At 36.8% G+C, this 13,765-nt stretch carries 12 protein-coding genes; all 12 read right to left on the minus strand.

The window, feature by feature from the left end:
• Nucleotide 1: 1 nt before the first annotated feature.
• Nucleotides 2-553, minus strand: a complete 552-nt coding sequence (locus AC2TFD_RS18355) for a TRAP transporter small permease (RefSeq protein WP_335516813.1) — start codon at nt 551-553, stop codon at nt 2-4.
• A 250-nt stretch (nt 554-803) separates the two neighbouring features.
• Nucleotides 804-2,258: a DUF1254 domain-containing protein gene (locus AC2TFD_RS18360; protein ID WP_335516816.1), complete on the minus strand. Its 1,455-nt coding sequence runs from the start codon at nt 2,256-2,258 to the stop codon at nt 804-806.
• 272 nt (nt 2,259-2,530) lie between these two features.
• On the minus strand, nt 2,531-3,319 hold the full coding sequence (locus AC2TFD_RS18365) for an SDR family NAD(P)-dependent oxidoreductase (protein ID WP_335516819.1): 789 nt from the start codon (nt 3,317-3,319) through the stop codon (nt 2,531-2,533).
• A 511-nt stretch (nt 3,320-3,830) separates the two neighbouring features.
• Nucleotides 3,831-5,438 (minus strand): MFS transporter, encoded by a 1,608-nt coding sequence (locus AC2TFD_RS18370; protein WP_335516822.1) that lies wholly within the window; start codon nt 5,436-5,438, stop codon nt 3,831-3,833.
• Between the two features lie 162 nt (nt 5,439-5,600).
• Nucleotides 5,601-6,671, minus strand: a complete 1,071-nt coding sequence (locus AC2TFD_RS18375; protein ID WP_335516825.1) for a TRAP transporter substrate-binding protein — start codon at nt 6,669-6,671, stop codon at nt 5,601-5,603.
• A 261-nt stretch (nt 6,672-6,932) separates the two neighbouring features.
• Nucleotides 6,933-8,063: an amidohydrolase family protein gene (locus AC2TFD_RS18380; RefSeq protein WP_335516828.1), complete on the minus strand. Its 1,131-nt coding sequence runs from the start codon at nt 8,061-8,063 to the stop codon at nt 6,933-6,935.
• Nucleotides 8,064-8,093: 30 nt separating this feature from the next.
• On the minus strand, nt 8,094-8,447 hold the full coding sequence (locus AC2TFD_RS18385) for a Rieske (2Fe-2S) protein (RefSeq protein WP_335516832.1): 354 nt from the start codon (nt 8,445-8,447) through the stop codon (nt 8,094-8,096).
• A 451-nt stretch (nt 8,448-8,898) separates the two neighbouring features.
• Entirely contained in the window at nt 8,899-9,183 is a 285-nt protein-coding gene (locus AC2TFD_RS18390) for a Dabb family protein (RefSeq protein ID WP_335516835.1), read from the minus strand.
• 91 nt (nt 9,184-9,274) lie between these two features.
• The gene (locus AC2TFD_RS18395; RefSeq protein ID WP_335516838.1) at nt 9,275-10,357 is read right to left on the minus strand and encodes a TRAP transporter substrate-binding protein; all 1,083 of its coding nucleotides are present in this window, start codon (nt 10,355-10,357) and stop codon (nt 9,275-9,277) included.
• Nucleotides 10,358-10,491: 134 nt separating this feature from the next.
• Nucleotides 10,492-11,811 carry a TRAP transporter large permease gene (locus tag AC2TFD_RS18400; RefSeq protein WP_484673700.1) on the minus strand — a complete coding sequence of 440 codons (1,320 nt, stop codon included), beginning with the start codon at nt 11,809-11,811 and terminating at the stop codon, nt 10,492-10,494.
• Nucleotides 11,812-12,417, minus strand: coding sequence for a TRAP transporter small permease subunit (locus AC2TFD_RS18405; RefSeq protein WP_335516845.1), 606 nt, complete (start codon nt 12,415-12,417; stop codon nt 11,812-11,814).
• A 217-nt stretch (nt 12,418-12,634) separates the two neighbouring features.
• Nucleotides 12,635-13,717 carry a TRAP transporter substrate-binding protein gene (locus AC2TFD_RS18410; RefSeq protein ID WP_335516848.1) on the minus strand — a complete coding sequence of 361 codons (1,083 nt, stop codon included), beginning with the start codon at nt 13,715-13,717 and terminating at the stop codon, nt 12,635-12,637.
• Between the last annotated feature and the right edge of the window lie 48 nt (nt 13,718-13,765).

The raw sequence follows: 13,765 nt of genomic DNA on the forward strand, positions 1-13,765 counted from the left end.
TTTATTCCCCTACCTTTTCCACTTGACTATTTCCCAAACTTGTTACATTCTCAACTAATTTGACCCGGTTCTTTACTAAACTTAATACATCTTCAACAACTTTCAGGGCACATTCCAAAGCCCATAATATAGTAGAAAATACAATCAGAAATTTAAATGGGTACAATGGAATCCCTAAAAGATCTGAAAACTGGGGATTCTCAATGAAAAGTTCTACAGCCGTATGATAGTAAACAACCGAAATCATAATGGCAAAGAAAAAGGTTAATACGGATGAGATGATATCTAAACATTTTTGAATTCTTTGTGGAAAGTGGTCCACTAAAAGTCCAATTTTCACATGTCCATCCATATTTTGGGTGTATGGTATTGCTAGGAAAATTAAAACAACCATTAACAAAGTAGAAAGTTCAACATCCCCCAAAATCGGACTGCCCACGTTTCTGGAAATAGATGAAGCTGTAAGTAATAAAACCATCAACACCAATGTGGCAAAACCTAAATACATAGAAATCTTTGTTAAGGATCTAATAACGTTAAATGTATTCCTCATATGCATGGCTCCTCCCCCTACTTTCAATTCAATTTCCATTAAAAATAGATAAATCCCCTATTGATATACTCTGATATTGGATTGCACTTTAGTGTTATTTATCAATAGGGAAACCGAAGAAATAAAGTTTAGAAAATTCAACCCTATATCTACTATTAATATGAATGGAAACTCTACTCCCTCTACCTTAGCAACATTAGCTTCAAGAGCAGAATATCAGTAACTTCTTTTATCTGTACTTAAATTCGCATCATTTAGATTCCATCGGAACAATTGGAGCTGGAACCCATTTACCTTCAATAACCTGCTGTTCCGGTATATACAGACGCATCATAAAATAAAAAATTCCTTCAGGAGCCGGGAGCCAGTTAACATCCACTTCTGATGGTTTATCCTTTTGGATACGAATTTCGATAGTGCCATCCTCTTTTATGATCAATCCTTCTGTACGGTCTCCAATCGAGAAACGGTCAATTTCGTTTTCCACCATAAATCCTTGGTCATTATACAAAGTAATAGACCAAAATGCTTTTACAGGCGGCGTTGTATTCTTATCAAGAACAATCCTGTAGCTTTTTTCTCCGGTAAGTGGGTCACCATTAACATCAACACGGCCGATTGGATAGACGGCTTCCTCTGGTATCGCAACATAAATTTGATCCTTTGCAACTGCCGCTCTAAGAAGATAATCATCACCGAATCGCGGTCCAAGGTTATTGATTGTCCAGCCATTAATATTCCGTCCTAAATTTTTGGATCTCTCGTTAACGAATTCTTTACCTTGTTCCAATCCATGAAGGATTTCTTGCTTTTGTTTATCACTAAGAACAGTTGGATCAAATCCTACCGTAGTTAGACCAATAGCTGAAAATCTATCCAAAAGCGCTTTTTCCTCATCACGTACCCACCAATCTTTTAGTACATTTCCTAATTGATAAAGGAAAGTAAAATCATCACCTTCTTTAATCCCTTCATTAAGAAGGCGTTGATTAGAAACTAGAGGTTGCCGGTCTATTCCTGCTGTATAGTCTTCAAAGGTTCGAAGCTTTATTTGTTTCTGTAATTCATGTACCTTAGGAAGATCTTTTTCACCATCTACCAAAATACGTCCTGCTATAAGTAAGTAACGTGTTGGACTAACAACTGCCTCCATACCATCGGGAACTGGTATTTCATCATTTGGACCGGTAATAAACAAAGGCGGCATTTGACCCCCATGAGTTCGTTGTCCAAGAGATTTATCGGCGCTGGAATCTGAGTAGTTTATAGAAAATGTATAGTATCTCGAACCAAAATCCGGTGTTTCTATGACAAATGGCCCATCCTCAAGGTCTATCCATGCAATACTATACATAGTATCATTATTTGGTCCCGGTCCAGACCGATTAGAAGGATCCGCAAGCTGCTTTGCATGACCAAATGAGTTAATTGGTGTCCCGTTACGACCTACTGTAGGGTCTGACAATGTTTTATTTTGACGAATATTTGCAGCACTTACCAGCGGATAACCCCAAATATAGGTTTGGGTCGCAATTTTAGTAAGATCATCGGTTTCTTTAAAAAGTACCTCTGTCGTAAGTGCAACCTCTTTCGGTTCTTTCTCTTTATTTACCTCGTTTTTTACCGGTTCCTGCTGCTTACACCCAGCAATAATAGTAAGAATCACTGTCAGGCATAAAAAAACGGATAATGATTTTTTCTTCATTTTACTTCTATCCCTCCTATCACTATTCAAAGGAAATGATTACGAATTTTGGGGATTTTGTCTTTTTAACAAAATTATAAAAAGCTATTAAAGTAAGTGATTCCTAAAGGTTTGTTTCCTCTCCCTTCATCGTTAACAGATAATGATTAAAATTATTCTCTACCTATTGAAGGAAATATCCTATAAAATGAATGGATTCGTGAACCCCTGAAATACTAGGAAACCATTAAAAATACACGGATAACCGGACCAGTTCCATTCTCTGATGGCTATTATGTTAAAATTAACCCACCATCAATTACAAATTGTTGGCCAATAATATGAGTTGAGAAGTCCGATACAAGGTACATCATAAGGTTTGCTATTTCCTCTGGCTCAGCGTAACGGCCAGTTGGTGTTTTAACTTTCATTGCCTTTCTGCTTATTAATGCTGCTTCCGGATCACCTTTTCCAAATCCTCTTTCAATGGAACACATCATTTCAGTGTTTACAGGACCCGGACATACAGCATTTACACGTATACCATGGATTGCTCCTTCAAAACCAGCAGTTTTCGTTAAGCCGAGTACAGCGTGCTTGCTGGCACCGTATGCTGCCAAATTCGGAGTTCCTTGAAGTCCCGCTGCGGATGCAGTGTTAACAATCGCTCCACTTTTTTGAGCTATCATATATGGCATTACATATTTTAATCCTAAAAATACACCTCTGACATTTATGCTCATAACTCTATCAAATTCTTCAGTTGGATAATCAACTAGTGAACTTATTTTTCCTTCCCAACCGGCATTATTCAAAAAGATGTCTATTTTTCCATATCGGTCAATCGTTGTTTGCACATAATTTTGTATATCCTCTTCTTTTGTTACATCAGTTTGAATAAATATGGCCTCGCCGCCTTGTGTTGTGATTTGATTGACAGTGACCATTCCTGCATCTTCAGAAATATCAACAATGACTACCTTTGCACCCGCTTCAGCTAATTTCAGGCTCACTGCCCGCCCAATTCCTCCACCGCCTCCTGTTACGACGGCAACCTTATTTGTAAAATCAAACTTCTGCATTCCAATCCTCCTAAGATAATTTTTTATAAAAATAATATAAAAAACGTGATAATTCTAAAAACACATTACACAATATGATTCTTAAAACTTAAGAATCTATCGCCAACAGGAATAAACTTCCATTTATTACATCGAAATTAGACGTGAATAAGAATGCAACAACCTCGGCAAAGTTCCATGATTCTTTAAGTTTTTTTCTCGTATGTTGATTAGCAAAAGTGTTTTTCAAATGTTCAACGTTTTTAAATATGGGCGTACCAATAATCAAGTGCACCAGCTTTGGTCATGATGACTACTACTGCATTTGCAGTATAGTATTTAAAACTTCCTGTAGAGACTATCGTTTCATAAATGGATGCGTATTGACGATTACACCGTTCTAAATTCCCAACTCAACCATTTTTTTGCATTATAACATTCCGTAATAGACTCCATGCTGGTACACATCGATTACTTTATGGTAGGCTTCAGGAACCATTTCTAAAAACGGTTTGCCCATGCCTATTCTTTTTTAAACGGCTTCTTCCGCTTCTATTTTCTGCTTTCTAACTTTCTTTTCTTTGAAAAAGATGGCAATGACGAAAACGGCGAGAATACTTAATCCTGCATTTATTAAATACACATAATCAAATATTTGAACCAAAACCGCTTTCATTTCTAAAATGGTACTGTCAAATACACCATGCAATTCGGATGGAAGCTGGCTTCTCAGTTCTGCAGCAGCCTGCTTGTTCGTAAGCGTCTGTGTACTTGACATCAGATTGATTCCTGAGTCAGGTAATGCCTCTTTAAGTCGTTGCGGCATGTATTTATCAATTTGCCACATTGTATTCATGATAAGTCCCGCGATTGATAATGCGATTACCCCTGCAATATTTCCAAAAAAATACAAGGCACCTGTCGCCACACCCACTTGCTTATGCGGCAGATGATTTTGCAGATAAGTAACAAATATTACATTAAATGCGCCCATAGACACACCAACCATACATAAAACACTGTACAAATACGGAAGACTAGAGTTTTCGTTAAATCCTGAAATCAGATACATGATGATGGATGTCCATACAAATAAAAATAAAAGTATTGTTTTATACCGGCCTGTTTTAGCTATAATCATACTTGTTACTTGTGTAGAAATGATGGTGAATATCATCAGTGGTGTAATGAGAGACCCTGAGGCCGAGGCTGACATTCCTTTAACCGCCTGCCCATACAATGGAATGTAACTTACATAAATAACAACTCCATAACATGCTATAGCATAGCCAAACGTTGGTAACAAAAAGGAACGATTTTTAAGTAAACTTAGAGGTAATAAGGGTTCAACAGCTTTACGCTCAACGTAAACAAATGCAATTAATGAAAAGATTGAAATTAAATAAAATACAATCATAATGGGTGATCCCCATGAATATTTGCTTCCACCCCAAGTCAGGACTAAAAGGAAAGGGACAACCGCGGTACAAAGTAACAAAATACCAGTATAATCGATTGTTACTTTAACTGTTTCTTTAACAGAAGGAATGTTTTTATGAATTAATAGACTACTAAGCAATAAGAAAGGTGCAGGGATGATATATAGCCAGCGCCAGCTGAGCGTATCAACAATATACCCTCCTAAGAGAGGCCCCAAAATATAACATATGCCAATCATAGATGCTAAATATCCTAAAACTTTTACCCTTTTTGTCGGACCATAAAAGTCAGCGATCATAGCATAACATGTCGTGTATAAAAATCCTCCCGCCGTACCGAGAAGGGCCTTAAAAATGACTAACATCATGATAGAATTGGAAAGTCCACAAAGTATACTGCTTATGGCAAATGAAAGCAGGGCAATTTGTAAAATTAATTTTCTGCCGTATAAATCACCTAATTTTCCAGAAACAATTCTACCGATACTGCCCCCTAACATAAATGTTGTAATGGTTAAAGCATAAAAATGCATTCCGCCAAGTTCTGCTATAATACTTGGGGTCGCTACACCAGTAACCGACCCAACAAATAAATCGAATACATAAGTTAATAGAATGGTTATTGTAACAGTAATCAGCGGTCCTCTTTTTAATTTTATTAGAGGCTCTTCCATAACGGTATTTGCAGCAGTATCTTTCAATATTTCCTCTCCCTTCATTGCTTAACGAGTATTTTTTTCATTAAATGATTAATCCCCATTGATTTTTATATTTTGCGTTGCGCATTAAACTGCTTAATCAATGGGGAAAATTTTCGTAAAAATATAGTAAGGTACGGGCCGAAATCTATATGTGCGATAACCTTAGAATGGGAGTTCCACTCCCTCTTCCTTCAGAATTTCTTTAAAGTCTGCCACTAATTGTTCTCCGTCATATCCTTTTTTATTTGCTTCTTCAATCCACGCATCCCAGGCAGCCTTTGCTCCCAGTTTAATTTTTGCTTCTTCTTCAGGGGAAAGCTTTATCCATCCACCTTTACCTTCTAGCTCCTGGGTTAATTGTTCCTTAGCTTTCGCCAGTTCTGAATCATAGCTTCCCTTATACATAGTAGGTACCTGACCTGATATTTCGTTGTCAAATGCTTCTTTTACATTATCTGGCATTCTCTCATAAACATCCTTACTCATTACTGTGATAAGTGGTGTGTTAAAAATATTTAAGTCAAGAAGATAGGGACCAACTTCATGAATTTTGGAACCCATTCCACCCAGAACTGTATAAAGACTTGCATCTACAACTCCACGTTCTAATGCTTGGTACACATCAACACCTTTAATAACAACAGGTGTTGCTCCCCAGGAGGTAACAAGTTTTTCAATTCCCTTTCCACCCTGAAAAGCTATTTTCATCCCTTTTAAATCCTCAACACTTTTAATTGGTGTTCTACTAAATATTGTTTGGGGTTCTGTAAGAGCAACAGGTCCTAAATTATAGAGATCTTGATTAGCCTTTTTTGGAGGATGCTTCACTTCGAATTTCTCTAGTACATTGTAAGCTGTTTCTAAATCAGGAAATGCAAAAGGTAAAGTTCCTATTGTATATGGAAAAAACGGGGTGTTAAGTGCGTTAGTTGCAGTAATCATTCCTACATCATAAACGCCATTTTTAATATCATCATAAGAAGTATCTGGGGCGCCTAAAGCTGAATTAGGATGAAGTTCAACAGAAACCTGTCCATTTGTTTTTTCATCTACTATTTTTAAAAATGGTTCATAAACATTTCTATGAATATGATGTACTGTAGCAAACTGTGAATTCATAGTAAGTTGAACTTTTTCATTTGATGGTGTTGACGATGTTTGATCACTTCCACAAGCAGCAAGTAATAGAATAGTAAAACCTGAAATTACGGTCTTTAGAATTTTATTCTTCATTATTAACCTCCAATGTTTTTTCAAGCCGAAAGGAAAGCGGTTACTGTTTACATTCTAAGTCGGTTGAACTTATAACTGTAAGACCAACCGACTTTTCACTCCTGATAGAGAGATCCAACACCCGAAACAGAAACCTAATCGACAGAATCCATCAGTTTCTACCTTGATAGGAAAATAGTAATCTTACATCTTAATATTGCACTTCTTATTAAAATAGATTACAAAACATACAAAAATTTTATCTGCTAGTTATTAAAAAAATTAACTGTTATCCTTCATCGGATCAGGTAATCCAAATAGCTTTACAGCATTCTTATATAAAATCTTTTCTCGAAACTCCTTTGGAAAATGTTTGAATGTTATTTCCGGTGGATTAAAGGAAAAATGCGGATAGTCACTTGTAAATACAATTTTATCCTGTCCGATCATATCAGCCAGTTCAATGACATGTTTTGCATTTTCCGAGTTGTGTGGTTCAATCATTGGCTGTGTCCCAAACCACATCTGTTCTCGAATCTGTTGACTTGGTGAGCGTTTCATCCAAGGGATTTCGCGTCTGGACATTGGCCAATGGGTATCCATTGTGTACATGGCATTTGGAACCCAGCCAAAGCCCCCTTCATTAAAGAGGATACGCAGTTCTTTAAACGTCTCAAATACACCGCCAAATACAAGGCTTGACATTGCTGCTTGAAAGGCTAAGCCATTATTGGTTTGATTCTCTGCAAAACAGCTTGTTTCAAACCCATCTGTGTATAATCCACCTTTAATGGCTACATGATACGTAACGACAAGTCCGTTTCGTACAGCTGCCTCCCATATAGGAAAATACCGCTTATTTCCCCATCCCCCATAAGGACAATAGCTCGGTAACGCTACTTGAACGATTTGTGGGTGACCGCCAACTCGATCAATCTCACGAGCGGCTGCTTCTGGATCCTGTGCGGCAACAACTACAGAACCAAGCATAGTAGAATCCTTCGATAACCAGTGCTCAATTTGCCAGTCATTGTAGGCTGAAGCAACTGCTGTTGCCATTCCATGCTGTGAAGAAGCAGAGAGGTTCCAGACGGCATCAGGGTAAATAATGGCATAGGCATAGTTATATCGATCCGCTACTTGTTCTTTAAAAAAACTTAATGAAGAACATGCCCTCTCTCCTTCAGTGCTAATACTATCTTTTCGGTACCTTGTGGGAGTAACCATGGCAGGAGCCCCCGCAAAAACGCCTATCCACTGAGAATCGACTAAAAAATCTGCCCAATAATCACTCAAATAGGGCAATAGATCATTCATCGTACGTGGATTAGCATGGAGATCACAATCGATAACAGGAATTTTTTTCTTCTGCATCACAGTATTTTCTACTTTTTTTTCAATGGAATTAGTCATTTTTTATCGCTTTCCTCTCTTCTCTCATAATTAGCTATAGACAACCAAATCATTTCCTTCTACTTTTACATCATACGTTTTTACTTTGAACCGATCCGGATCATGCTCTGCACATCCCGTCTTCACATCAAAACTCCAATGATGCCATGGACAATAAATGTGTCCACCATTTTCCTCATAACAAATTTCTTTGACATTAGATGAACGTGCAACCCCCCTTAAACTGCCCGTTTCAAACTCTGCACCTTGGTGAGGGCAATAATTTCGTATAGCATAAAAACTATCCCCGTTTCTAATGACTAGAACCGAAGCCCTTCCAACTTGAACAACCTTTCTTTCCCCTGGCTGGATCTCTTCAATTTTACCTACAACATTTCTTTTCATTTTTTAAACCTCCTTACATTCTTTAGATCTACTTTTAAATCCTTCAATCTTTTACGTTATTCTCCCTTGGTTTAATCACCACCCAAAAATAACAACGGACAAAAAACAACTAAATAATTCTTATCCTAGACATTGGGGAAATATCAGCATTAGATAGATTCCTTTTTTAATCAAACTTTTGAGACCGTTTTCAAATTTGTTTAAAAAACCTCTTTTACAAACAACACATTAATATATTATATGGTTGTTAGTACCATTGACTCTACGATTTTAATTTATCATCATTATTTACACCTGTCAAACATTTTTTCAAATTTTCCGACTATTGAACAAAACAACGAAATTGAATAAATGAATAGATCCAATATCATAGCGACTGACAACAGCTCTAAACACCCAAGCCATTTACAAAATTGGGTGTTTAGCTTTTATATGGTTACTAGAATCAAAATTAAAATTCAAAGTCTACTACTGTAAAATCACTCATTCCCATTTCTCTTAATAAAGAGGCTACCTCTTGATGTTTCGGATGGGGAATGTATTCTTCAAATGATTTTCTATCTCTAAACCGGATTGAAATTCCAAAATCAAAACCTTCTTTAAAATTCCCCCCTGCCTGAGCATCAACAACTCCAGGTATATGGTTACTAAATGCTTTTATCTTTTCTATTAATTCAACTTTTTTTCCCTCTATTTCTTCATTTGCAAAATTAATAAACGTTAAATGTTCAACCATTTCTATTCCTCCTCAATTTTAATATTTATAATAGATATTCTACTATTACACAACTGCTCAGGCATCCGTGTTAGTAATGAAGCTTTATCTATTATTCTTTCATTTCTTTCTCTCTATGTTTCCTGATAATTTCTATCATTCTCTTATTACCTTCGCTAAGGGAAGCGAATTTATCCCACATAGGCTGTACGCTTTCATAGAATTTCTGTTCCTCTTTCTTTGATAAGTGAATGACCTCAAAAGCACCTGACTTTTCATTTTCTTCAAGTATTTGTTTTACCATCGCTGTATGCTCTTTGCCAGCTTCTAACGCGTTGAGTTCAGCTTCCTTTGAGACCTCTATAATAAGGTCCTGTAAATCTTTAGGGAGTTTTTCCATTGCTTTTTGACTTATAACCGTACTTGCCATATTCGCATTCACAACAGGGGGATCCACAGCATATTTTACCACTTCATTTAGTTTTAAGGTTTTTAACGTTTGATATCCTACAGGCACCCCATCTATGATTCCTCTTTGCAGCCCGTCATACCATTCAGGAACACTGATATTAACACCTACTACTCCTAATTCCTCATACCAAGTATTCCACAAACCTCCCATAGATGCGATTAACATTCCCTTCATATCCTCCATAGAGTGGACAGGTTTTGTCAATAACCAGCCATTATCTGTTAAAAAAGTGTACATTAATGGTTTTACACCGTTATCCATCATAGCGTTATTTAAAATCTCGCCAATCTCTGTTTTATACATTAAATCATAGGCTTCCTGTGCAGTTTTATTCCAGTATGGAAAATAGGATATATACCCCTCTGGAACAGTATCACCATAAAACGTAGGAGTAAGGTTTCCCATATCGATTGTGCCGCTGGCTAAAGCATCCAGCATTTCAGGCTGTTGTGCTAACTGCCCATTAAAATATAGATCAATTTTTAATCGACCTTCACTTCTTTTTTCAAGCTCTTCTTTTATCCAATGAGTAGCATAATACATCGGTTTACTATTTTTTGTAGTATCCGGTAAAGGAACATTAAAGGTTAAATTATACTTTTCTTCCTTGCCGCCGGAAGTTTTTGAACTGTCTCCAGATGAAGCATTTGAACCACAAGCTGTTAAAGTAATGAAGCATATGATTAATACAAAATTATGAATCATTTTTCTGACATTTTCCACAAAAAATCCACCCCTTTGTTTTTTTATTTAACCTAAAATCCAAATTAAGCCATATGCAGTTTTTCTGGCATTAACTGTTTCCTGTAAAAGAAAGTACAATTCCCAAAAAAAGTGCATACAGCTGATTTCTAAACCTACCGATTATTAAACATCTGCTCCGGAAGCCATGTTACAATTTCAGGAAAAATAAATAAGATAGCCGTACCTAGTGTAAATAATCCCACCATTGGCCAACAGGCTGCAAACGTATCACGTAAATTAATATCTGGAGCAACTCCTTTTAAAACGAATAACTGCATTCCAAAAGGCGGTGATAAATTTGCTGTTATCGCACTGATTACAAAAATAACACCAAACCATACCATATCTATTCCCATACTATTTAAGATTGGCAGGATAATCGGCGCCGTCATGAACAAAATAGGTACAGCGTCCAGTGGAATACCAAGGATGAAAAAGAAAATAAGGACAGCTATCAAGAACATGGTTGGAGACAAATTCATACTTTCAATTATCCCTGCCAGTTGTTCACCCACTCTAGTAACACTGATTATTTTGGCATAGGCAGTGGCGCCAATAACCATCCAAAACACCATAGCACACAATCCAATCGTCATACTGAACATGTTTTTAATATTTCCCCATGTCAGCTTCCGATTGATTCCCGCACTAATTAGTGACCCGATAACTCCAACTGCCGCAGCCTCGGTTGGGGTGGCAACTCCCAAAAATATACTAGCCAGTACCATAGTAATAACACCTAATGGTAAAATAACAGCTTTTAGAGCTACAAATTTTTCTTTCCAAGTAAACCTTTCCTCTTTTGGGAGAGCAGGACCATAGTTAGGTTTAATCCAGCATAAAATTAAAGCGTATAGCGCGATAATCACGGCCATCATAATGCCGGGAATAATACCAGCCATAAACAACTGTCCTGGAGAAACTTCTGCTATTACAGCGTAGATAATCATTACAAGACTAGGAGGAATAAGAATTCCTAATCCGCTGCCTGCCAAGATAATTCCTTGCGTTAATCTATCATTGTATCCGCGGCTGAGCATCGATGGACGGGCAGTAACTCCGAGAGTTGCTGTAGATACCATGGCTGTCCCAACCATTGCCGAGAATAATGTAGCAATGGCCGTTGTACCAACAGCAAGTCCGCCCCTCATGCCCCCAAACCAGCGGTAAAATGCTTCATACATTCCATCTATCAAATCACTGTATCTCAAGATTCCTGCCATGAAAATATATAAGGGTACCGCAGTATAAATAAATTGATTGACATCATTGAATGCGGATAAGATAAACCCGCTCACACTCGCAGTTCCGCCCCATATAATAAAGCCAGCGATAAGGGAAATGCCGGACATTACAAAAGCAATCGGAATTCCCAGCATAATTCCTGTCATTAGAGCCGTAAACATGATAAGAGCGATAACATAAGGTTCCATTTATTTCCCCTCCTCAAACTTTATATCTGTGTTAGGCAGGTAAATCTCTTTATTATTGTCGAGGTCAAACTTTCTATCTGTATTAACATTGTCAGCATCATATTTACTACCTGTTATAAGTAAGTAAATATCTTTAAACAAAGTCACCAATGCCTGCAGTCCCAGCAGGGTTCCACCAATAGGAAGGATACTCCATTTAATCCACACTGGTATATTCAGGCCGGTTGTCGCAACTATTCCTTTGTTATACAAATCTAAAACGTGCTGCCCGCCCCAAAAAACCAGTGCTATTACCGTTAAAAAAATAAACAGGTGAGAGATTAGATCCACTATAGCTTTTCCTTTATCAGAAAACTTTGCATAATACATATCCACTCGTACGTGTTCGTTTTTCAATATGGCATACCCGCCGCCTATAAACGCCATAACCGCTGTCAGCCAAACGGAAGTGTCAAACCCAAATCTAGTCGGTCTTTCAAAAAAATAACGGGCAATAACATCGTAAAAGATCATAAATGATAGGAAAGTGATAATTATTCCGATCACCACATACATTTGCTGATTAATAAAATTAATGAATCGAATCGTTTTATTTACAATTTTCATGGGACACCCTCTCCGTTCGATATTCTTATAGAAAAGTATTTTTTTAAAAACGGAAATGATGTTTAGACCGATCATTATCATTTCGGTTTTTACTTAAAGGGCCTTTTTATTTACAGATAAACGATTTCTTCTTTACATTTTTAACATTGTGATAATTCTGAATATTTTTTACAAAGAATTTTGGTACCGACTTTTGAAATTATCTAAGTGTCCTCCATTACTCTTTCTTTTTCTCTTCAATATTATTTCTTATTATTTCAATTATTTTTGAGTTACCCTTGCTTAAAGAAGCAAATTTATCCCACATAGGCTGAACACTTTCAACAAATTTCTGTTGTTCTTCCTCTGACAGCTTAATTACTTCAATGCCATTTTTCTTTTGATAATTTTTCAAATCCTGTAAAACCTTATCTTTATCCTTTTTAGTTGCGTCTAACGCTTTGAGTTCAGCTTCCTTTGAGACCCCGAAAATAATATCCTGCAGATCCTTAGGAAGTTTTTCCAAAGTTTTATTACTAATAAACATATTTCCCATCTGAGCATCAACAAACGGTGGATCGATGACATATTTAACTACTTCGTTTAGTTTAAAGATGGTCAATGCTTGAAATCCAGTAGGTATCCCATCTATGATTCCTCTCGAAAGTGCATCGTACCAATCTGAATGAGGGATTTCCACACCATTTATCCCTAATTCCTCATACCAGGAATTATATAATCCTCCCATTGTTACCATTAATAGTCCATTCATATCCTCAACAGAGTGAACAGGCTTGTTTACTAACCAGCCACCAAGAGCAGCATAAGTGTTCAATAACGGTGTAGCACCATATTCTTTGAAAGCTTTGTTATAAATCTCACCTATCTCTGTGTTATTCCATAAATCATAGGCTTCCTGGACATCTTTAGCCCAATATGGGAAGTATGTGATAAACCCTTCTGGTACGAGATCTCCATAATACGATGCAGTCGCATATCCAATATCGATTGTACCGCTGGATAATGCATCTAACATTTCGGGAACTTGAGCTAACTGGCCATTAAAATATAATTCTATTTTTACTCTTCCTTCACTTCTTTTTTCAATCTCTTCTTTAAACCAATGCATAGCATAATAACGTGGGTTATTAGGGTCTTGGTTATCAGGGTAAGGAATATTAAATTTTAAGTTATACACTTTACCCTTATCAGAAGATTCAGAACCTTTTTCAGATGAAGTAGCATTGGACCCACAAGCTGTTAAAGCAAGGATACTCATTAATAAGATCACTCTATGAATGACACTTTTAAAATTTTTCATAGACACTCCACCTTTTTTTTATAAAATAAACTTCATTGTGAAACAGAT

The sequence above is a fragment of the Neobacillus sp. plas4 genome (genome assembly GCF_057221695.1).

What these genes read in the sequence shown, in the direction of transcription:
- AC2TFD_RS18385 (WP_335516832.1), bottom strand. Translation starts at nt 8,447, where the DNA reads ATGAAAAGAAATGTTGTAGGTAAAATTGAAGAGATCCAGCCAGGGGAA.
- AC2TFD_RS18400 (WP_484673700.1), bottom strand. Translation starts at nt 11,811, where the DNA reads ATGGAACCTTATGTTATCGCTCTTATCATGTTTACGGCTCTAATGACA.
- AC2TFD_RS18405 (WP_335516845.1), bottom strand. Translation starts at nt 12,417, where the DNA reads ATGAAAATTGTAAATAAAACGATTCGATTCATTAATTTTATTAATCAG.
- AC2TFD_RS18390 (WP_335516835.1), bottom strand. Translation starts at nt 9,183, where the DNA reads ATGGTTGAACATTTAACGTTTATTAATTTTGCAAATGAAGAAATAGAG.
- AC2TFD_RS18410 (WP_335516848.1), bottom strand. Translation starts at nt 13,717, where the DNA reads ATGAAAAATTTTAAAAGTGTCATTCATAGAGTGATCTTATTAATGAGT.
- AC2TFD_RS18355 (WP_335516813.1), bottom strand. Translation starts at nt 553, where the DNA reads ATGAGGAATACATTTAACGTTATTAGATCCTTAACAAAGATTTCTATG.
- AC2TFD_RS18375 (WP_335516825.1), bottom strand. Translation starts at nt 6,671, where the DNA reads ATGAAGAATAAAATTCTAAAGACCGTAATTTCAGGTTTTACTATTCTA.
- AC2TFD_RS18365 (WP_335516819.1), bottom strand. Translation starts at nt 3,319, where the DNA reads ATGCAGAAGTTTGATTTTACAAATAAGGTTGCCGTCGTAACAGGAGGC.
- AC2TFD_RS18380 (WP_335516828.1), bottom strand. Translation starts at nt 8,063, where the DNA reads ATGACTAATTCCATTGAAAAAAAAGTAGAAAATACTGTGATGCAGAAG.
- AC2TFD_RS18360 (WP_335516816.1), bottom strand. Translation starts at nt 2,258, where the DNA reads ATGAAGAAAAAATCATTATCCGTTTTTTTATGCCTGACAGTGATTCTT.